This window comes from Micromonospora olivasterospora (genome assembly GCF_007830265.1).
Taxonomy (GTDB): Bacteria; Actinomycetota; Actinomycetes; order Mycobacteriales; family Micromonosporaceae; genus Micromonospora; species Micromonospora olivasterospora.
The window spans coordinates 1,140,781-1,158,809 of the sequence record NZ_VLKE01000001.1 but is presented as its reverse complement, the minus strand read 5'-3'; the positions used below and the strand labels follow the sequence as shown (position 1 = coordinate 1,158,809).

The following is an 18,029-nucleotide window of genomic DNA, read 5'->3' as shown; positions in this document are numbered from 1 at the left end:
GTCCTGTCGCGTCCCGGGCCCGGTTACGATCGCGCCACCGCGGTCAGGAGAGAAGTATGCGTCGTCTGCTCGCCCTAACCGTCGCCGTGGCCGCCCTGGCCGCCGGCGCGGGCTGCTCCGCCGAGCGCGCCGGCCTCGACCGCGCCGCCCCTGCCGGCTCCACGGGCCCCGGCGCCACCACCGGGACGGGCGGCGGGTCGCCGGCTCCCGCCGGGGGGAACGCCCCGGCGGTCTGCGCCGCCGCCCAGCAGGCGACGGGCACGGCCGTCCACACGTACGTCGCCGAGTTGGGCATGATGCTCGGGGCGGTCGGCGCGAACGACAGCGCGACGGCGGAGGCCGCCCGGAAGCGGGCCGAGGCGGCGCTGACCGGCTGGCGGGCAGCCCTGCGGCAGCAGGCGACCCGCGCCACCGACCCGCAGCTGCGTACGCTGCTGACCGACCTGGCCAGCGAGGTGGCGGTGCTCGGCACCGACGTGGACGCGATCGACGAGGAGGAGCTGGACCGGCTCCAGAACCGTCTCGACCAGCTCTGCTGAGGGTGCCGGGAGTGGCCCTTCCGGCGCCCCCGTGGGTGCCCCGCGGCGGCGTTCGGTGCCGGCGGGGCGGGAACGGGGAGGCCGGTTTGGGTGTCGGGCGGCCGATGGCGTACGCTATCTTGCGGCGCACTTTTGTGTGCCGAGTTCCCGCGTGCCCGCGCCGCCGTGCCTCTGCTACCCGGCGAGCCGCCGAGGGAACGACCACCAGCAGCCTCAACGACAGGGAGTCCGCCTCCGATGTACGCGATCGTCAAGACCGGCGGCAAGCAGTACAAGGTCGCCGAGGGCGACGTGATCGAGGTCGAGAAGCTCGCCGGCACCCCCGGCGACGCGGTGCAGCTCACCGCGGTGCTCCTCGTCGACGGTGACGACCTGGTGACCGACGCGGCCAAGCTCGCCAACGTCTCGGTGTCCGGTGAGATCGCCGCGCACACCAAGGGCCCGAAGATCCGGATTCACAAGTTCAAGAACAAGACCGGCTACCACAAGCGCCAGGGTCACCGCCAGCCGCTGACCCAGGTCAAGGTGACCGGCATCTCCAGCGGGAAGTAGGTCGTCCTCAGATGGCTCACAAAAAGGGTGCGTCCAGCTCGCGTAACGGCCGTGACTCCGCGGCCCAGCGGCTCGGCGTGAAGCGCTTCGGTGGTCAGGTCGTCAGCGCGGGTGAGATCCTCATCCGTCAGCGTGGCACCAAGTTCCACCCCGGTGACCTGGTCGGCCGTGGCGGCGACGACACGCTGTTCGCGCTGGCGGCCGGTGCGGTCCAGTTCGGCACCAAGCGCGGTCGCAAGACCGTCAGCATCGTGCCCCAGCAGTAGCCTGCCGGCGAAGCGGGCCGCGGACCTCGGGTCCCGGCCCGCTTCGCTTTTCTCGTGCGAGGGTGGCCTCGCTGGAAGGATTGACGACGTGACGACGTTCGTGGACCGGGTCGTCCTGCACCTGCAGGCCGGCGATGGCGGGCACGGTTGTGTCTCGATCCACCGGGAGAAGTTCAAGCCCTTCGGCGGGCCGGACGGCGGCAACGGCGGGCACGGCGGCAGCGTGACCCTGGTCGTCGACCCGCAGGTGCACACCCTGCTCGACTTCCACTTCCGCCCGCACGTCAAGGCCGAGAACGGCCGGGGCGGCGCGGGCTCGAACCGGGACGGCGCGAACGGGCGCGACCTGGTGATCAAGGTGCCCAACGGCACCGTCGTGCAGACCCCGGACGGCGAGGTGCTGGCCGACATGGTCGGCGCCGGCACCACGTTCGAGGCGGCCCGGGGCGGCCGGGGCGGCCGGGGCAACGCGTCGCTGGCCAACGCCCGGCGCAAGGCGCCCGGCTTCGCCGAGCTGGGGGAGCCCGGCGACCAGCTCGACGTGGTGCTGGAGCTGAAGAGCGTCGCCGACGTCGGCCTGGTCGGGTTCCCCTCGGCCGGCAAGTCGTCGCTGATCTCGGTCATCTCCGCCGCCAAGCCGAAGATCGCGGACTACCCGTTCACCACGCTGGTGCCGAACCTCGGGGTGGTCCAGGCGGGCGAGGCGACCTTCACCGTCGCCGACGTGCCCGGCCTGATCCCGGGCGCGGCCACCGGCAAGGGCCTCGGGCTGGAGTTCCTCCGCCACGTCGAGCGGTGCGCCGTGCTCGTCCACGTGATCGACACCGCCACGCTGGAGCCGGGCCGCGACCCGCTCGCCGACATCGACACCATCGAGGCCGAGCTGACCGAGTACGGCGGGCTGGCCGACCGGCCCCGGCTCGTCGCGCTGAACAAGGTCGACGTGCCGGACGGCCGGGACCTCGCCGAGATCGTCCGGCCCGACCTGGAGGGGCGCGGCTTCCGCGTGTTCGAGGTGTCGGCGGCGACCCGGGAGGGGCTGCGCGAGCTGACGTACGCCATGGTGGAGCTGGTCGAGCGGTCCCGCGCCGCCGTCCCGCCGGCGGAGCCCACCCGCATCGTGATCCGGCCGAAGGCGGTCGACGACGCCGGCTTCGTCATCAAGGCCGAGGAGGACGGCTCGTACACCGTCCGGGGCGTGCGGCCGGAGCGTTGGGTGCGGCAGACGAACTTCGACAACGACGAGGCCGTGGGATACCTGGCCGACCGGCTCAACCGTCTCGGCGTCGAGGACGCGCTGGCCAAGGCGGGGGCGAACCCCGGCGACCTGGTGCGCATCGCCGAGCGGGAGTTCGACTGGCAGCCGACCGTCTACGCGGGCGTCGAGTTCGTCCCCGGCAACCGGGGCACCGACGTGCGGCTGGAGGAGAGGTCGGCCCGGCCCAACGCCGCCGAGCGGCTCGCCGCGCGCAAGGCCCGCCGGCAGCGGCCCGCCGACGAGCTGGTGGCCGAGACCGAGACCGACGCCGACCTCGACGAGTAGCCGGCACCTGGCCCGCAGGCGGTCCGTCCGCCTGCGGGCCGGGCTCAGGGGCGGTCGGGCGGGCTGTCCAGCGGCTCGCCGGTGCCGACGCCGTGGGACAGCAGCAGCCCCATGGCGAGCATGCCGAAGCCGAGCCCGAGGTGCAGCCAGTTGTCCGGGCCGTTGAGCGGGATGAAGTTGACCACGCTGTGCTCGGCGGAGAAGTCGATGGCGAACCCGTACAACCAGAGCACCAGGTAGATCGCGCCGCCGCCGCCCAGGAAGAGCCGGGACCCGGCGACGTTGCGGGCCAGCACCAGCCCGACCAGCCCGAACAGCAGGTGCAGCAGGTTGTGCAGGATCGACACCTGGAACAGCCCGAACAGCTTCGCGCCCGAGGTGTGCCCCGCGAACGTCATGTCGTCGTACCCCGCGGTGACGCCGGGGACGAACCCGAGCACGCCGACCAGGAGGAACACCGCGGCCACCAGGACGGCGGCGCCCTGCACCGCGGGCTTCGGACCCGCCGGCGCCCCACCGTGCCGGTCACGCGCCATCGATGTCACCTCCGTCGGTCGGAAGCCCGCGATTTTCCATTCTGTGTTCCTGTGGGTACGCCATGCAGTCGAATGGCGAATCAGGCATGGAACACCCGGCGCGGGGTAGGTCATACGACACCGGCGATGTGATCGCCGGCCAAATCCCCCAGCACGACCGCGACGAGTTTGCGAGCGGAAGGGACATCATGACCTACGATCTCTCCCCCACGTACGGGCAGGAGTCGAGCAACGGCGGCGGAGTCCGCGACCAGGCCCGCCAGGTCGGCGCGGAGGCCGCCCAGGCGGGCGGGGCAGTCGCGCAGACGGCCAAGGAGCAGGGCCGGGAGGTCGTCGGCGAGGCGACGCGCCAGGCGCGCAACCTGTACGGCGAGGCGCGCGACCAGCTCGCCGGCCACGCCGGTGAGCAGCAGCGCCGGGCGGCCGGCGGGCTGCGCTCGCTGGCCGAGGAGATGCGCGCGATGGCGCAGAACTCCGGCCAGTCCGGCCCGGTGACCGAGCTGGCCCACCAGGCCGCCGACCGGGTGCACGGCGTGGCCGGCTGGCTGGAGGAGCGCCAGCCCGGCGACCTCCTCGCCGAGGTGAAGGAGTACGCCCGGCGCAACCCCGGCACGTTCCTCGTCGGCGCCGCCGTGCTCGGCGTGCTCGCCGGCCGGCTGACCAAGAACCTCGCCGCGACGCCCGACGGCGGCGCGCACCAGGCGTACGGCTCGACCAACGGCTACGACCCGGAGCGCACCGCGGTCCTGCCGTCCACCAACGGGGTCCCGAACCAGGCGCCGCCCGGCGGCTACCTCGACCCGACCCCCAGCACGTACGTGGAGCCGGCCCCAGGCTACTCCGGCCGGGGCGCCGCCTACCCCGACCCACGTTCGCACACCAGCTACGCCGACCCGGCGGGCGGCATCGGCCAGCCGCTGCCGCCGGTGAGCCAGACCGACCCGCTGCCGGGCGTGCCGTCCAACGGCACGCGTCGGTGAGCGTCCGAAGGGAGACGGCGGCATGACGACGACGCAGGATTCCCGGGTGAACTCCGGGTACGGCCCCGCGGGTGCCCCGCCCACCGCGGACGAGGTCCGGGGCAGCTCCGTCGGTGAGCTGCTGCGCCAGGTGACCACCGACCTGTCGACGCTCATGCGCCAGGAGGTCGAGCTGGCCAAGGCCGAGATCCGCCAGGAGGGCAGGCGGGCGGGCAAGGCCGCCGGTCTGTTCGGCGGCGCCGGGTTCGGCGGCTACATGGTGGCGCTGTTCCTGTCGATCGCCCTGTGGGCCGGGCTGTCCAACGTGCTGGACGCCGGCTGGGCGGCCCTGATCGTGGCCGTGATCTGGGGCGCGATCGCCGCGGTCCTCTACTCCATGGCGAAGAAGAACGCCCAGCGCGTACGCGGTCTCGCCCGGACCAGCGACAGCCTCCAGCGGATTCCCGACGCGCTCAAGCCACACCCGGAGGGAGTCACCCGATGAGCACCGATCCCGACCAGATCCGCCGCGAGATCGAGGCCACCCGCAACAGCCTGAGCAGCGATGTGGACGCCCTGGCGTACAAGGTCAGCCCGGGCCGCATCGTCCACGACCGCAAGCAGCGGGCGCGCAACGCGCTACAGAATGTGAGGGAAAGGGTCATGGGAACCGCTTCGGACTACGGCCACAACACCGGGCACGCCGCGCACGCGGTGGCCGACCGCGCCTCCTCGGCCGCCGCCACCGCGAGCGACAAGGCGCACTCGGCGGCCTCGACCATGGGCGACGCCGCGCACGCCGCCCCGCGGGTGCTGCGGGAGAAGTCCGAGGGCAATCCGCTCGCCGCCGGCCTGGTCGCCTTCGGCGTCGGCATGCTGGCCTCCTCGCTGATCCCGGCCACCCGCCGCGAGCAGCGGCTCGCCACCGAGGTCCGGGAGCGGGCCGGCGAGCACGCCGGAGCGGTGCGGGAGAAGCTCGGCGAGGTGGCCGCGGAGATGAGGGACGAACTGCGCGGGCCGGCGCAGCAGGCGAAGGAGGAGGTGCGGGCCACCGCCCAGGACGCCGTGCACGCGGTCAAGGACGACACCCGCGCCGCCGCCCACGACGTGAAGGACCAGGCCCAGCAGGTGGGTCGCTGACAAGGTTCCCGTACGCCGCGGCTCGCGGCCACTCCCGGCGCCCGTCGGAGTGGCCGCGAGCCGTCGTGTGCGTGGCCTTCCGGGGCGGTTCGTCGTTTCGAGCCCGCGGTGCCGGGTAGCGCTGCCCGGTACGGGCGGTCATCGCGGGCGCCCCGGGCGGAGGGAACGGGCATGACCAGCAGGGGAGCGAGATGGGCGCTGATCGGTGCCGCCGGGGTCGCCGCGGCCGGCGTCGGGCGGGCGGTGGTCCGGCGGCGCCGGCACCGGCCCGAGCGGCAGGGCGGCTGGTACGTCGTCCGGCGGGAGATCACCGTGGACCGGCCGATGGCCAACGTGATCGGCTTCTGGACCGATCGGGCGCGGCTCGACCGGGCGCTCGCCGAGTGGGCGACCCTGGAGCAGCTCGACGGCGACCGGTGGCGCTGCGTGGCCCGCGACCCGGCCGGCGGCGGCACGGAGTGGCGGGCGGAGATCACGGTCGACGGCCCGGGCCGGCTGAGCTGGCGGGTGACCGACGGCCCGTACCCGCAGCAGGGGCGGATCGAGCTGGTCCCCGCCCCGCAGGACCCGGGCACCGAGATCCGGGCCGAGCTGCGCTGGCGCACGGGGCCGGTGCGCCGGATCGCCGGGCTGCCCGGCGGCCACGACCCCGACGCCGGGCTGCGGGAGACGCTGCGCCGGGTGAAGTCGCTGGTCGAGTCCGGCTGAACGGGTACCCGGCCCGATTCGTACGCCGCGGGTCGGGGTACATCAGCCGCCATGCCCCCTGAGATCGACGAGCCGTCGTCCCCCGCCAGCAGGGGTGTGCGCGCCTTCGGCGGCGCGGCCGTCGCCGTGGTGGTGGCCGGCGCCGTCGCCCTGCTGACCCGGCAGCCCTGGCTGTTCCCGAGCCTCGGCCCGGCGATCATGCTGCACGTCGAGCAGCCCGAGAAGCCGGAGTCGTCCCCCCGCAACACGGTCATCGGCCACCTGGTGGCCCTGCTCGCCGGGTACGCCCTGCTGGCGGCGACCGGGCTGGCCGGCCGCCCCTCGGCGCTCCAGGAGGGCGTCACCGGACTGCGGATCGTCGCCGCGGCCGGCTCGCTGGCGGTCACCGCGCTGGTGCTCGTGCTGCTCAAGGCGGCACATCCGCCGGCCGGGGCGACCACACTGATTGTCAGCCTGGGTCTGCTGCACACCCCCGGGCAGCTCATCGTCGCGGCGGGGGCCGTGGTGCTGGTGACGCTGGTGGACCTGCTGTTCAACCGCGCCACCGGCCGGGACATGCCGCTGTGGCGGGCGCCGGGGCCGGCGCCGAGGAAGGGGTGAGGATGATCGACCGGATCGCGGACCCCTGGGGGCCGAGCACGCCGTACGGGCCGGGTGAGCCCTGGCCGGCGCGGGTGGACACGTTCCTCGCCGACGGGCACACCGACGCGGACGTCGACCGCTGGGTGCCCTCGGCGTCGATCCTGCACTCCAACGGCGACGCCATGGACATCGCCGTGCACGGCGGCCGGATCGTCGGCGTGCGCGGGCGGGCGGGTGACCGGATCAACCACGGCCGCCTCGACGTCAAGGACCTGTACGGCTGGCAGGCCAACCACAGCCCGGACCGGCTGCGCCGGCCGCTGGTACGCGAGGGCGGCCGCCTCGTCGAGGCCGACTGGGACACGGCGATGGGCCGGATCGTGGCCCGCTCGAAGGAGCTGCTCGACGGCCCCGGCGGGTGGGGGCACTTCGGCTTCTACACCTCCGGCCAGCTCTTCCTCGAGGAGTACTACACGCTCTCCGTGATCGGAAAGGCCGGGATCGGCACCCCGCACATGGACGGCAACACCCGGCTCTGCACCGCCACCGCCGCCTCCGCGCTCAAGGCGTCCTTCGGCACCGACGGGCAGCCCGGGTCGTACACCGACGTGGACCACTGCGACGCGATCGCGCTGTGGGGGCACAACGTCGCGGAGACCCAGTCGGTGCTCTGGATGCGGATGCTGGACCGGCGGCGCGGCCCGAACGCGCCGGCCATGCTCGCGGTCGACCCCCGCGCCACCCCGGTGGCCCGGGAGGCCGACGTGCACCTGGCCGTCCGCAACGGCACCAACGTCGCCCTGCTCAACGGCCTGCTCCGCGAGCTGATCCGGCGCGGCTGGTACGACGAGGCGTACGTGCGCGCGCACACGATCGGCTTCGCGGAGCTGTGCCGGGTGGTCGAGGACTACCCCGTACGGCGGGTGGCGGAGATCTGCGACGTCCCCGCCCGCGACCTGGAGGCCGCCGCCGAGCTGCTCGGCACCTGCGACCGGCTGCTCTCCACCGTCCTGCAGGGCTTCTACCAGTCCAACCAGGCGACCGCTGCGAGCTGCGCGGTGAACAACCTGCACCTGCTCCGGGGGATGCTCGGCCGCCCCGGCGCCGGCCTGTACCAGATGAACGGCCAGCCCACCGCGCAGAACAACCGGGAGTGCGGGGCCGACGGCGACCTGCCCGGTCTGCGCAACTGGGCGAATCCCGAGCACGTCGCGCAGCTGGCCCGGCTGTGGAACGTCGACGTGGACACGATCCCGCACTGGGCGCCGCCGACCCACGCCATGCAGATCTTCCGGTACGCGGAGCAGGGCTCGATCAAGCTGCTCTGGATCTCGGCCACCAACCCGGCGGTGTCGCTGCCGGACCTGGCCCGCATCCGCCGCATCCTGGCGAAGCCCGAGCTGTTCCTGGTGGTGCAGGACCTGTTCCTGACCGAGACCGCCGAGCTGGCCGACGTGGTGCTGCCGGCCGCCACCTGGGGCGAGAAGACCGGCACGTTCACCAGCGTCGACCGGACCGTGCACATCTCCGACAAGGCCGTCGACCCGCCCGGCGAGGCCCGCCCCGACCTCGACATCTTCCTCGACTACGCGCGCCGGATGGACTTCCGGGACCGGGACGGGAACCCGCTGGTCCCGTGGTCCGACCCCGAGTCGGCGTTCGAGGCGTGGAAGGAGTGCTCGCGGGGCCGGCCGTGCGACTACACCGGCATCACGTACGAGCGGCTGCGCGGCGGCGGCATCCAGTGGCCGTGCGACTCCGAGCATCCCGACGGCACCGAGCGGCTCTACACCGACGGCGTGTTCAACACCGACCCGGACTACTGCGAGACGTACGGGCAGGACCTGGCCACCGGCGCGGAGCTGCTGCCGGACGAGTACCGCGCGAAGGAGCCGGGCGGGCGGGCGTTCCTGCACGCCACGCCGTACCAGCCGTCGCCGGAGGTGCCGAGCGACGAGTACCCGCTGCTGCTCACCACCGGCCGGACCGTCTACCAGTTCCACACCCGCACCAAGACCGGCCGGGCCACGCAGCTCGTGCACGCCGCGCCGGAGGTCTGGGTCGAGGTCAGCCCGGCCGACGCCGACCGGCTCGGCGTGGGGGAGGGGGACCGGGTCCGGGTCGAGTCGCCGCGCGGCGTGGTGCGCGTCCGGGCCCGCGTCTGCGGGGTACGCCCCGGCGTGGTCTTCGTGCCGTTCCACTACGGCTACTGGGACGCCGGGGACGGCGCCGAGCCGGACCGGGCGGCGAACGAGCTGACGGTCACCGCCTGGGACCCCGTGTCCAAGCAGCCCATCTTCAAGGTCGCCGCGGTCCGGCTGGTCCGCGAGGGCGACTCGGGCGGGCGTGCCGCCCCCGCGCCCACGGTCGGCGGCAGCGCCCCCGTGGCGGGCGCGGACGTGCCGGCGACGGTGGGCGGTCCGGCGGCCGAGGCGACGTCGACGACGGAAGGGGCCTGACGTGCACCTGGCGCATTACCTCGGGCTGTTGCACCGCGCCCAGCTCCGGCTCGCCGACGCGTACGACGAGGTCGGGTCCGCGCACGGCGACGAGCCGGACGTCTTCCACCTCTGCCAACGGCTGGCCGCCCAGTGCCGGCAGCACGCCCAGCGGCTCGACCCGTTCGCCCGCCGGTACGCCGAGGACGCCCCGGCCGAGCCGGACCGGCTGCACTCCGAGCTGTTCAAGGGCACCCGGACGGGCGGCCTCGGGCTGCTGCGGGACCTTCAGGACGTGTACCTGATGGCCGCCGAGTGCGACATCTCCTGGACGGTGATCGGCCAGGCCGCGTACGGGGCCCGGGACGAGGAACTGCTGGCCGTGGTGCGCGCCTGCGAGGGCGAGACGGCGACGCAGCTCAAGTGGCTGCGTACCCGGATGAAGCAGGCCGCGCCGCAGGCCCTCGTCGTGGCCGACTGAAAACCCTCCATCCTCCCCCGGTTCGGTTCGCCCTGGGAGGGGCCAGCGCGACCACTGCTGGCCCCTCCCAGAGCGGCCCGCGCCTGGTTGGCTGCTTCCCGTGGGCCGGCCACCGGTCGGCCCGCCCAAAGGTGACGGGTGCGAACGGGAGGCCAACATGCGGGAGAACGGGTCGGTGAACGGGCGCCAGCGGCTGGTGGTCGACGGGCTGGGGGCGGGCCGGGCGGGTGACGGCGTCGGGCGGCCGGACGTCCCGCTGCTCGCCCTGCCCGACGCCGCGCTGCTCGCGCCGCCCCGGCCGCAGCGGCGTCCGCCGCGCCACTTCACCGTGCACCTCGGCTTCGCGGCCGACGGCGTCGACCGGGCCCGGGAGCTGGCCGTGGCGTACGCCGAGGGGTTGAGCCTGCTCCGCCCCGAGCTGGCGCTCGGCGCCGCCGCGCTCTCCCCGGCCGACGCCTGGCACCTGGCCGAGCGGCTGTTCTGCGGGGCGCGGGGCCCGGACGGCGAGCGCTGCGTCGACGTTGCCGGCCACCCCGGCTTCCACCACGCCCCGGGCCCGGGCGGCCTGGGCTGGGGCGACGGCGACTGAGCGACATCGCCCCATGACCGTCTGCGGTGCACGGACACTTCCGTCGGCGTGCCGTCTTCCGGGTGGACAGACGATCACGGGTTCAGCGGGCGCGGGCCCAGCCGAGGAAGCGGTCGTGCAGGTTGGCGGGGCGGGCGTGGCCGTTGAGCGTGGCGAGATGGTCGGCGGCCTCGGCCATCAGGGTGCTCAGGTAGACGAGCAGCGCGATGCGGTCGTTGCGGTACTCGGTGAGCAGGACGAGGCGGGCGGGTTGGCAGGGCCACTCCGCGCCGCAGTTGCGGCACCGCCAGAGCGGTCGCATCGGCTGGTGGGGCACGAGTCGGGTCACCAGCGGCCCCCGTTGGCCCGCCATGCCTGGGCGACCGTGAGCCATCCCGCGCGCCCGACGACGGGAAACGCGACGGTGGGGTGTCCCGCCCACGCGGGGCACCCGTTCCGGGAGTAGCCGGACGGCCGCCGCTGGCCGGGCACGGGCGGCACGGCCGGCGGGGCGGGCGGCGCTGCCGGGTCGGGCCGCCGGACTGCCGGATCCGGCGGCCGGGCGGCGGAGGTCGGTTGGGCGGCGGAGGTCGGTTGGGCGGCGGAGGTCGGTTGGGCGGGTCGGATGTCCGGTGGCGGAGTCGTGGCGAGCGGCCGGAAACGGTGGGACGGGGTCTGGTTGCGGTGCGCGCCGGAGCGCGGTCGCCAGAGGCGGAACGGCATGCGGGTTCCTCCTGTCGGTGGGGGAGCGGGGATGGTGGCCCCGGCTCGGGTCGGCCGGGACCACCGCGCGGAGCCGGCCGCCGGGCGTCGCCTCCACCGGCCGGATCGCGTGCTTCCACCCTGGACGCCCCGCCGTTACCGTCGGAAGCCGAAATGGGACGTTGAGTGCGTGACCGGGCGCCCTGCGGGCCGCGGAGGGCGGCCGGGCGTGAATTGAAGGAGGAGTGAGGGAGTGGTGAGGGCACGGTGAGGAACGGCGTGGAGTTCCTGGTCGGTGAGCTGCGGGCGGCGCGGATCGCGCGCGGGCTCAGCCAGGACGACTTCGGCAAACTGATCAACTATTCGGGCACGCACGTCGGCAACGTCGAGGGCGGGCAGCGACCGCTCAAGGTGGACTACGTCAAGGCGGTCGACCAGGCGCTGCAGACGGGCGGGCTCTACCAGCGACTCTTCGAGAAGATGGGCGCGCCGATCTGGTTGCGGGAGTGGATCGAGGACGAGCAGCGGGCCGTCTCGCTGCGCTGGTACGAGCCGGCCTGGGTGCCGGGCATCCTCCAGACCGAGGAGTACGCGCGGACGACGCTGGCCGGCGAGCTGCTGCGACCGGACGACGTGGACCGGCTGGTGGGCTCGCGGCTGGGCCGGCAGGCGCTGCTGCACCGCGACCCGCCGCTGCTGCTGACCGCGGTGCTGGACGAGGCGGTGATCCGGCGGGCGGCCGAGCACCAGCGCGCCATGATGACGGCGCAGCTCGAACACCTGCTGGCCTGCGCGGAGCTGCCGCACGTGCAGATCCACGTCGTGCCCTCCACCGTCGGGATCTACGGCGGGCTCGGGGGGCCGTTCGTCATCGCCGGGCTGCCCGACGGCAGCCGCGTCGGCTGCGCCGACGGCCAGCTCGAACCGCAGATCACCGACCGGCCCGAGGACGTTGCTACGCTGGAACATCGGTGGGAACGCATCCGCGCCGAGGCGCTGCCCCGCCAGGAGTCCCTGAACAGGATCAAAGAGGCCGCATCATCATGGACCTGACCGGCGCCCGGTGGCGCAAGAGCACCCGCAGCGGCAACAACGGCGGCAACTGCGTCGAGGTGGCCGACAACCTGCCCGGCGTCGTCCTCGTCCGCGACACCAAGGACCGCGACGGCGGCGCCCTGGCCTTCGCGCCCGACGCGTGGCGCGCCTTCGTCGCCGGCCTCACCCGCGCCTGACGGCCAGCGTCCGTCGGCCGGCGCCCGTCGGCCGGCGCCCGTCGGCCGGCGCCCGTCGGCCAGCGTCCGCGCCATGTCGGGGACATTGCGCCATCCCCTTGCTGGGATAGCGCAATGTCCCCGACATGGCTGCCTCGGGAGCCCGGCCGCGGGCGGGCCCACGCGGCCCCGGCGTTCAGTCCAGGTCGAACTCGCCGTCCTGGGCGCCCGCCACGAAGGCGTCCCACTCGGCCTGGGTGAAGACCAGCACCGGCCCGTCCGGCTCCGCCGAGTTGCGCATGCCGATCAGGTCGTCGACGAAGGCCACCTCGACCGCGCCCTCGGAGGTGTCGCCCTCGGCCCGCTGCCAAACCGCCCGGGACAGGTCGAAATCGCCCTTGGGGTGCTGACCCATTGTTGTTTCCTCCATCGCGAGGTGTCACGGGAGACGCGTACGGTCCCCCATCGGGCAGGATAAGCGGATGCCGAGCCTGAGCCGAGTAGAGGCGACCACGCGTGGCGCGCTGATCACCGTCGAGTCCTACCACGTGGACCTCGACCTGACCGGCGGCGGCGAGACGTTCCGCTCGCACGCCACGATCCGCTTCCGGGCGACCCCCGGCGCGGAGACGTTCGTCGAGATCCGCCCCGCGAGGCTGCTGACCGTACGCCTCAACGACCGCGACCTGGACCCCGCCGCGCTGGCCGACAACCGGCTGCCGCTGCCGGGGCTGGCCGAGGCGAACACGCTGGTGGTCGAGGCGGAGATGGCGTACTCGAACAGCGGCGAGGGGCTGCACCGGTTCGTCGACCCGGCCGACGGCGAGACGTACCTCTACGCGATGTCCTTCCTGGACAATGCCCAGCGGATCTTCGCCGCGTTCGACCAGCCCGACCTGAAGGCCCCGGTCACGCTCTCGGTCACCGCCCCGCCGGAGTGGACGGTCGCGGCCAACGGCGAGCTGGCCGCCACGCCCCGGACGGGCCGCTGGGAGTTCGCCCCGACCGCCCCGCTGGCGCCGTACTTCGTCACGCTGATCGCCGGGCCGTGGCACGTCCGCCGCGCCGAGCACCAGGACATCCCGCTGGGCCTGTGGTGCCGCCGGTCGCTGGCCGAGCACCTGGACGCCGACGTCGACGAGCTGTTCACCGTCACCCGGCAGTGCCTGGACCGGTTCCACGAGCTGTTCGCCGAGCGCTACCCGTTCGGCAAGTACGACCAGGCGTTCGTGCCGGAGTTCAACGCCGGCGCGATGGAGAACCCCGGCCTGGTGACCTTCCGCGACGACCTGGTCTTCCGCTCCGCCGTCACCGACAGCCAGCGCGAGCAGCGGGCCACCACGGTCGCCCACGAGATGGCCCACATGTGGTTCGGCGACCTGGTCACCATGCGTTGGTGGGACGACCTGTGGCTGAACGAGTCGTTCGCCGAGTACCTGGGCACCCGGGTCACCGCCGAGGCGACCCGGTTCGACCGGGCGTGGACGACGTTCGCCATGCGCCGCAAGGGCTGGGGGTACGCCGCCGACCAGCGCCCCTCCACCCACCCCGTGGCGCCGGAGCAGGTCGCCGACGCGGCCGGCGCCCTGCAGAACTTCGACGGCATCTCGTACGCCAAGGGCGCGAGCGTGCTGCGCCAACTCGTCGCCTGGCTCGGCGACGAGGCGTTCCTGGCCGGGCTGAACGCGCACTTCGCGGCGCACCGGTTCGGCAACGCCACCCTGGCCGACCTGCTCGGCAACCTCTCCGCCGCGAGCGGCCGGGACCTGTCCGGCTGGGCGGAGCGGTGGCTGCGCCGGGCCCAGGTGAACACCCTGCGGGTCGAGGTGAGCGTCGACGCCGACGGCCGGTACGCGGAGGCGGCGATCGTGCAGACCGCGCCGGTGACGCACCCGGTGCTGCGCCCGCACCGCATCGGCGTCGGTCGGTACTCCGCCGACGGCACGGTCGTGCGCGACGAGGTCGACCTCGACCCGGACGCCGACGGGGGCCGCACGGTGCTCGCCGGCCTCACCGGGCGGCCGGCGGCGCGGCTGCTGCTGCCCAACGACGGCGACCTGACGTTCGCCAAGATCCGCCTCGACCCGGCCTCGGCGGACGCCGTACCGCAGGTGCTGCCGGCGCTGGCCGACCCGCTGGCCCGCGCCCTGCTCTGGGGCGAGGCGCTGGACGCGGCCACCGACGGGGAGCGGCCGGTCGCCGGGCTGGTGGCGCTGGTCGCCGCCGCCCTGCCCGGCGAGCCCGAACTGATCATCGTCGAGGACGTCCTCCGGGCGACCCGGTCGCTGGTCGACCGGTACCTTGACCCGGCGGCACGGAAGGCGGCCCTGGCCGCGCTGGCCGACGCGTGCCGCCGGATGCTCGACGACGCCGCGCCGGGCGGGTCGCGGCAGCTCGCCGCCGCCCGGGCCCTGATCGGTGCGACCACCGACGCCGACCTGCTCGCCGCCTGGCTGGCGAGCCGGGGCGTGCCCGACGGGCTGGCCGTGGACGCCGAGCTGCGCTGGTCGTTGCTCGGCCGGCTGGTGGTGCTCGGCGCGGCCGGGCCGGACGAGATCCTCGCCGAGGTGGCGGCCGACCCGACGGCGACCGGCGCGGAGCGGGCCGCCCGGTGCCGGGCCGCGCTGCCCGACCCGGCGGCCAAGGCGGCGGCGTGGGAGATCGTGGCGGGCAGCACCGAACTGTCGAACCGGCTGGTCGAGGCCGCCGCGCTGGGCTTCTGGCAGCCGGAGCAGGTCGAGCTGACCGAGCCGTACGTGGCGCGGTACTTCGCCGAGATGCCGGCGGCGGCGCGGCTGCGTACCCCCTGGATGGCCGACCAGGTCGCGCGCGACGCCTTCCCCCGGTACGCCGTGGCGCAACGCACCCGGGACCTGGCCGCGGCGCTGCTCGCCCGCGACGACCTCACGCCCGGCCTGCGTCGGGTCGTGATCGACGAGGACGACGACCTGCGCCGCGCACTCGTCGCCCGCACCGCCACCGCCGCCGTCGCCGCCTGACGGGGGCGTCCCGCCGTCCCCGCGTGACGAGGGCCCGCCCGCCGGCGTTCGGCGGGCGGGCCCTGGTCGGGGGCCGGGTCGCCGCGTCCGACGGCGGCATACGATCAACGGGTGGAGGACGACATCCGGCGGATCGGGATCATGGGCGGCACGTTCGACCCGATCCACCACGGGCACCTGGTCGCGGCCAGCGAGGTGGCGGACCGGTTCGGGCTGGACGAGGTGGTGTTCGTGCCGACCGGCCAGCCGTGGCAGAAGGCCGACGAGCCGGTCAGCCCCGCCGAGGACCGCTACCTGATGACGGTGATCGCCACCGCCTCCAACCCCCGGTTCCAGGTCAGCCGGGTGGACATCGACCGGGGTGGGCCCACCTACACGGTCGACACGCTCCGCGACCTGCACGCCGAGTACGGCCCGAAGGTGCAGCTCTACTTCATCACCGGGGCGGACGCGCTGGAGCGCATCCTGTCCTGGAAGGACCTGGACCAGACGTTCGAGCTGGCCCACTTCATCGGGGTGACCCGGCCCGGGTTCGAGCTCTCCGACGCGCACCTGCCCGCCGACACGGTGAGCCTGGTGCAGGTGCCGGCCATGGCCATCTCGTCGACGAACTGCCGCGACCGGGTCCGGCGGGGCGAGCCGGTCTGGTACCTGGTGCCCGACGGTGTGGTGCAGTACATCGCCAAGCGGGGCCTGTATCGGGGCTGATCTCGTCGGCTATGTGAGCTTTTGTCGGGGTAATCGACCAGAACTGACAAGTGGCCTCGCCCCCGGGTGTGAGACGCTTGGAGGGTCGCACGGTTGATCGAAGGAGTACGGTGACAGTTTCCGAACGCGCTCACGAGCTGGCGATGGCCGCCGCCCAGGCCGCGGCCGACAAGAAGGCGCAGGACATCGTCATCATCGACGTGGGTGACCAGCTCGCCATCACCGACGCGTTCCTGCTCGCCGCCGCGCCCAACGAGCGTCAGGTGCTGGCCATCGTCGACGCGATCGAGGAGCGGCTGCTCGAGCTGCCGGAGAAGGCCAAGCCGGTCCGGCGCGAGGGCGAGCGGGGCGGGCGCTGGGTGCTGCTCGACTACGTCGACATCGTGGTGCACGTCCAGCACAGCGAGGAGCGCGAGTTCTACGCCCTCGACAAGCTGTGGAAGGACTGCCCGCAGATCCCGTTCGTCGACCGGGACCTGGTCGAGGCGGACGCCGGCAGCACCAGCGTCGAATGACCCGACTGATCGTCTGGCGGCACGGCAACACCGACTGGAACGCCACCGGCCGAATGCAGGGGCAGACCGACGTGCCGCTCAACGACCTCGGCCGGGAGCAGGCGGCCGGCGCGGCGCGGCTGCTCGCCGCGCTGCGCCCCGACGCGATCGTGGCCAGCGACCTGAGCCGCGCCGCGGACACCGCCGCCGCGCTGGCCGCGCTGACCGGGCTGCCCGTCCGCGCCGACGCCCGGCTGCGCGAGCGGCACTTCGGGCAGTGGCAGGGGCTGCTGCTGACGGAGGTGGCCGAGCGGTACCCCGACGAGTACGCCCGCTGGCGGGCCGGCGCCCCCGACCCGGGCGCCGGCGTCGAGAGCCTCGACGACCTCGCCAAGCGCCTCGGCGTGGGGTTGCAGGACGCGGCCGACGCGTCGCCCGGCGGCACGGTCGTCGTCGCCACCCACGGTGGCGCGGCGCGGCAGGGCTGCGGGCAGTTGCTCGGCTGGGACCACGCGGTGCTGCGCACCATCGGCTCGTTGAGCAACTGCCACTGGACCGAGCTGCGCCACGACGACCTGCGGGGCTGGCACCTGCGCGCCCACAACGTCGGCCCGCTGTCGTCCGCACCGGTGACCGAGGCGGTCTGACCGGGCGGGGGCGGATGCGTCGCCGTCGGCGGTGCTGGCCGTTCGCCGGAGGGGCGGGCGGCGTACGCATCGGCTAGCGTGCCGAGCATGCCCGTCGCGGTCGTCACCGACTCCACCGCCTATTTCCCGCCCGAGCTGGTGCGGGCGCACCGGATCACCGTCGTCCCGCTGACCGTCGTACTCAACGGCGCGGAGGGGCTGGAGGGGGTGGAGACCGACCCGGACGACGCCACCCGGGCCATGAGCGGGCGGCGGGTCTCGGCCAGCACCTCCCGCCCGGCGCCGGAGCAGTTCGCCGAGACGTACCGGGGGCTGCTCGACGCCGGCGCCGACGGGGTGGTGTCGGTGCATCTGTCGGCCGAGCTCTCCGGCACGGTGGAGGCGGCCCGACTGGCCGCCGCCGAGCAGGGTGGCCGGGTCACGGTGGTCGACAGCCGGTCCACCGGGATGGGCCTCGGCTTCCCGGCGCTCGCCGCCGCCGAGGCCGCCGCGCGGGGCACGGATCTCCCGGGGGTACGCCGGGCGGCGCTCGACGCGATCACCAGGACCACCATCTTCTTCTACGTCGACACGCTGGAGTTCCTGCGCCGGGGCGGGCGGATCAACGCGGCGGAGGCCCTGCTCGGCACCGCCCTGTCGGTGAAGCCGATCATGCACATGCCGGACGGCGCGATCGTGCAGCTGGACAAGGTGCGCACCGCCAGCCGAGGGCTGGCGCGACTGGTCGAACTGGCCGTCGAGGCGGCCGGCGACGCCGAGGTCGACCTCGCCGTGCACCACCTGGCCGCCCCGCAGCGCGCCGAGCAGCTCGTCGCCGCGCTGACCGAACGGCTCGGCGACCGGCTGCGCGCCACGTACGTCACCGAGGCCGGCGCCGTGGTCGCCGCCCACGCCGGGCCGGGGCTGGCCTCCGTCGTCGTCCACCGGCACCGCTGATGTCCGGCGCGGGGCGGGCC

General features: G+C 74.3%; 22 protein-coding genes. 19 read left to right on the top strand and 3 right to left on the bottom strand.

Going from position 1 to position 18,029, the window contains the following annotated elements; translation table 11 throughout:
- The first annotated feature begins 56 nt into the window (after positions 1 to 56).
- From JD77_RS05095 to obgE, 4 genes are all read left to right on the top strand, one after another.
- Complete coding sequence (locus JD77_RS05095; protein ID WP_145773259.1) at positions 57 to 539, top strand: hypothetical protein; 483 nt, start codon at positions 57 to 59, stop codon at positions 537 to 539.
- A 237-nt stretch (positions 540 to 776) separates the two neighbouring features.
- Entirely contained in the window at positions 777 to 1,091 is a 315-nt protein-coding gene (gene rplU / locus JD77_RS05090) for a 50S ribosomal protein L21 (protein ID WP_145773258.1), read from the top strand.
- 11 nt (positions 1,092 to 1,102) lie between these two features.
- Positions 1,103 to 1,357: a 50S ribosomal protein L27 gene (gene rpmA, locus JD77_RS05085; protein WP_088975624.1), complete on the top strand. Its 255-nt coding sequence runs from the start codon at positions 1,103 to 1,105 to the stop codon at positions 1,355 to 1,357.
- An 88-nt stretch (positions 1,358 to 1,445) separates the two neighbouring features.
- Positions 1,446 to 2,900, top strand: coding sequence for a GTPase ObgE (obgE, locus tag JD77_RS05080; protein WP_145773257.1), 1,455 nt, complete (start codon positions 1,446 to 1,448; stop codon positions 2,898 to 2,900).
- Between the two features lie 44 nt (positions 2,901 to 2,944).
- Here the strand turns inward: obgE and JD77_RS05075 are convergent, their stop codons facing one another.
- The gene (locus tag JD77_RS05075; protein WP_145773256.1) at positions 2,945 to 3,436 is read right to left on the bottom strand and encodes a DUF4383 domain-containing protein; all 492 of its coding nucleotides are present in this window, start codon (positions 3,434 to 3,436) and stop codon (positions 2,945 to 2,947) included.
- Between the two features lie 188 nt (positions 3,437 to 3,624).
- Here JD77_RS05075 and JD77_RS05070 point away from each other — a divergent pair, with 188 nt between their 5' ends.
- The 8 genes from JD77_RS05070 (at position 3,625) to JD77_RS05035 (ending at position 10,333) form a co-directional block, all read left to right on the top strand.
- Entirely contained in the window at positions 3,625 to 4,416 is a 792-nt protein-coding gene (locus JD77_RS05070) for a hypothetical protein (RefSeq protein ID WP_145773255.1), read from the top strand.
- 22 nt (positions 4,417 to 4,438) lie between these two features.
- Complete coding sequence (locus tag JD77_RS05065) at positions 4,439 to 4,900, top strand: phage holin family protein (protein ID WP_145773254.1); 462 nt, start codon at positions 4,439 to 4,441, stop codon at positions 4,898 to 4,900.
- Entirely contained in the window at positions 4,897 to 5,535 is a 639-nt protein-coding gene (locus tag JD77_RS05060) for a DUF3618 domain-containing protein (RefSeq protein WP_145773253.1), read from the top strand. Before JD77_RS05065 ends, JD77_RS05060 begins: the two co-directional genes overlap by 4 nt.
- A 171-nt stretch (positions 5,536 to 5,706) precedes the next feature.
- Complete coding sequence (locus JD77_RS05055; RefSeq protein WP_246140529.1) at positions 5,707 to 6,243, top strand: SRPBCC family protein; 537 nt, start codon at positions 5,707 to 5,709, stop codon at positions 6,241 to 6,243.
- 51 nt (positions 6,244 to 6,294) lie between these two features.
- Positions 6,295 to 6,843 carry an HPP family protein gene (locus tag JD77_RS05050; RefSeq protein ID WP_145773252.1) on the top strand — a complete coding sequence of 183 codons (549 nt, stop codon included), beginning with the start codon at positions 6,295 to 6,297 and terminating at the stop codon, positions 6,841 to 6,843.
- 2 nt (positions 6,844 to 6,845) lie between these two features.
- The gene (locus JD77_RS05045; RefSeq protein ID WP_211372490.1) at positions 6,846 to 9,284 is read left to right on the top strand and encodes a molybdopterin oxidoreductase family protein; all 2,439 of its coding nucleotides are present in this window, start codon (positions 6,846 to 6,848) and stop codon (positions 9,282 to 9,284) included.
- A 1-nt stretch (position 9,285) separates the two neighbouring features.
- Positions 9,286 to 9,744, top strand: coding sequence for a hypothetical protein (locus tag JD77_RS05040; RefSeq protein WP_145773250.1), 459 nt, complete (start codon positions 9,286 to 9,288; stop codon positions 9,742 to 9,744).
- 157 nt (positions 9,745 to 9,901) lie between these two features.
- Complete coding sequence (locus JD77_RS05035) at positions 9,902 to 10,333, top strand: hypothetical protein (protein ID WP_145773249.1); 432 nt, start codon at positions 9,902 to 9,904, stop codon at positions 10,331 to 10,333.
- Positions 10,334 to 10,415: 82 nt separating this feature from the next.
- Here the strand turns inward: JD77_RS05035 and JD77_RS05030 are convergent, their stop codons facing one another.
- The gene (locus JD77_RS05030; RefSeq protein WP_145773248.1) at positions 10,416 to 10,685 is read right to left on the bottom strand and encodes a flavin reductase; all 270 of its coding nucleotides are present in this window, start codon (positions 10,683 to 10,685) and stop codon (positions 10,416 to 10,418) included.
- Positions 10,686 to 11,281: 596 nt separating this feature from the next.
- On the opposite strand from JD77_RS05030, the gene JD77_RS05020 reads away from it, so the two are divergent.
- Positions 11,282 to 12,067, top strand: coding sequence for a helix-turn-helix domain-containing protein (locus tag JD77_RS05020; protein ID WP_145773246.1), 786 nt, complete (start codon positions 11,282 to 11,284; stop codon positions 12,065 to 12,067).
- Positions 12,058 to 12,246, top strand: a complete 189-nt coding sequence (locus JD77_RS05015; protein WP_145773245.1) for a DUF397 domain-containing protein — start codon at positions 12,058 to 12,060, stop codon at positions 12,244 to 12,246. Before JD77_RS05020 ends, JD77_RS05015 begins: the two co-directional genes overlap by 10 nt.
- A gap of 175 nt (positions 12,247 to 12,421) precedes the next feature.
- On the opposite strand, the gene JD77_RS05010 is transcribed toward JD77_RS05015, so the two are convergent.
- The gene (locus JD77_RS05010) at positions 12,422 to 12,640 is read right to left on the bottom strand and encodes a DUF397 domain-containing protein (protein ID WP_013287999.1); all 219 of its coding nucleotides are present in this window, start codon (positions 12,638 to 12,640) and stop codon (positions 12,422 to 12,424) included.
- 67 nt (positions 12,641 to 12,707) lie between these two features.
- On the opposite strand from JD77_RS05010, the gene pepN reads away from it, so the two are divergent.
- From pepN to JD77_RS04985, 5 genes are all read left to right on the top strand, one after another.
- On the top strand, positions 12,708 to 15,224 hold the full coding sequence (pepN, locus tag JD77_RS05005) for an aminopeptidase N (RefSeq protein ID WP_145773244.1): 2,517 nt from the start codon (positions 12,708 to 12,710) through the stop codon (positions 15,222 to 15,224).
- A 111-nt stretch (positions 15,225 to 15,335) separates the two neighbouring features.
- Positions 15,336 to 15,932, top strand: a complete 597-nt coding sequence (gene nadD / locus JD77_RS05000; protein WP_145773243.1) for a nicotinate-nucleotide adenylyltransferase — start codon at positions 15,336 to 15,338, stop codon at positions 15,930 to 15,932.
- A 110-nt stretch (positions 15,933 to 16,042) separates the two neighbouring features.
- Entirely contained in the window at positions 16,043 to 16,447 is a 405-nt protein-coding gene (rsfS, locus tag JD77_RS04995; protein WP_145773242.1) for a ribosome silencing factor, read from the top strand.
- Positions 16,444 to 17,073: a histidine phosphatase family protein gene (locus tag JD77_RS04990; RefSeq protein WP_145773241.1), complete on the top strand. Its 630-nt coding sequence runs from the start codon at positions 16,444 to 16,446 to the stop codon at positions 17,071 to 17,073. Before rsfS ends, JD77_RS04990 begins: the two co-directional genes overlap by 4 nt.
- A gap of 87 nt (positions 17,074 to 17,160) precedes the next feature.
- Entirely contained in the window at positions 17,161 to 18,009 is an 849-nt protein-coding gene (locus tag JD77_RS04985) for a DegV family protein (protein ID WP_145773240.1), read from the top strand.
- Positions 18,010 to 18,029: the final 20 nt, after the last annotated feature.

Coding starts and splice junctions, on each gene's coding strand:
- JD77_RS04990 (WP_145773241.1), top strand. CDS start 16,444: ATGACCCGACTGATCGTCTGGCGGCACGGCAACACCGACTGGAACGCC.
- JD77_RS05030 (WP_145773248.1), bottom strand. CDS start 10,685: ATGGCGGGCCAACGGGGGCCGCTGGTGACCCGACTCGTGCCCCACCAG.
- JD77_RS04985 (WP_145773240.1), top strand. CDS start 17,161: ATGCCCGTCGCGGTCGTCACCGACTCCACCGCCTATTTCCCGCCCGAG.
- JD77_RS05050 (WP_145773252.1), top strand. CDS start 6,295: ATGCCCCCTGAGATCGACGAGCCGTCGTCCCCCGCCAGCAGGGGTGTG.
- JD77_RS05075 (WP_145773256.1), bottom strand. CDS start 3,436: ATGGCGCGTGACCGGCACGGTGGGGCGCCGGCGGGTCCGAAGCCCGCG.
- pepN (WP_145773244.1), top strand. CDS start 12,708: ATGCCGAGCCTGAGCCGAGTAGAGGCGACCACGCGTGGCGCGCTGATC.
- JD77_RS05070 (WP_145773255.1), top strand. CDS start 3,625: ATGACCTACGATCTCTCCCCCACGTACGGGCAGGAGTCGAGCAACGGC.
- JD77_RS05045 (WP_211372490.1), top strand. CDS start 6,846: ATGATCGACCGGATCGCGGACCCCTGGGGGCCGAGCACGCCGTACGGG.
- JD77_RS05055 (WP_246140529.1), top strand. CDS start 5,707: ATGACCAGCAGGGGAGCGAGATGGGCGCTGATCGGTGCCGCCGGGGTC.
- rpmA (WP_088975624.1), top strand. CDS start 1,103: ATGGCTCACAAAAAGGGTGCGTCCAGCTCGCGTAACGGCCGTGACTCC.
- JD77_RS05010 (WP_013287999.1), bottom strand. CDS start 12,640: ATGGGTCAGCACCCCAAGGGCGATTTCGACCTGTCCCGGGCGGTTTGG.
- JD77_RS05095 (WP_145773259.1), top strand. CDS start 57: ATGCGTCGTCTGCTCGCCCTAACCGTCGCCGTGGCCGCCCTGGCCGCC.
- JD77_RS05035 (WP_145773249.1), top strand. CDS start 9,902: ATGCGGGAGAACGGGTCGGTGAACGGGCGCCAGCGGCTGGTGGTCGAC.
- JD77_RS05065 (WP_145773254.1), top strand. CDS start 4,439: ATGACGACGACGCAGGATTCCCGGGTGAACTCCGGGTACGGCCCCGCG.
- rplU (WP_145773258.1), top strand. CDS start 777: ATGTACGCGATCGTCAAGACCGGCGGCAAGCAGTACAAGGTCGCCGAG.
- JD77_RS05015 (WP_145773245.1), top strand. CDS start 12,058: ATGGACCTGACCGGCGCCCGGTGGCGCAAGAGCACCCGCAGCGGCAAC.
- JD77_RS05060 (WP_145773253.1), top strand. CDS start 4,897: ATGAGCACCGATCCCGACCAGATCCGCCGCGAGATCGAGGCCACCCGC.